The organism is Bradyrhizobium sp. USDA3516, from assembly GCF_057651995.1.
Genome location: NZ_JBYGYN010000047.1, coordinates 1 through 202, shown reverse-complemented (window position 1 = coordinate 202; position 202 = coordinate 1). Strand labels below are relative to the sequence as shown.

1 protein-coding gene is annotated in these 202 nt (G+C 63.9%); it reads right to left on the bottom strand.

The window, feature by feature from the left end; all coding sequences use genetic code 11:
* Window positions 1-202 (bottom strand): flagellin N-terminal helical domain-containing protein (locus tag AC24YW_RS36690; protein WP_487487225.1); only part of this gene is annotated, 202 nt, incomplete at both ends.

Below are 202 nucleotides of genomic sequence, written 5' to 3'. Positions count from 1 at the left end.
CGAGGTGATGCCGGTGTTGGCAGCCTGCAGCACCTGCACGCCGTTGGCGATGCCGTCGAGCAGGTTGTTGATGTCGCTGGCGCGGTTGTCGAGCGACTGTGCCGTGAAGAAGTTGGTGGGATTGTCCAGGGCCGAGTTGACGCTCTTGCCGGTCGACAGACGATTCTGCGTGGTGGCGAGGAGGTCAGCGGTGGACTGGAGG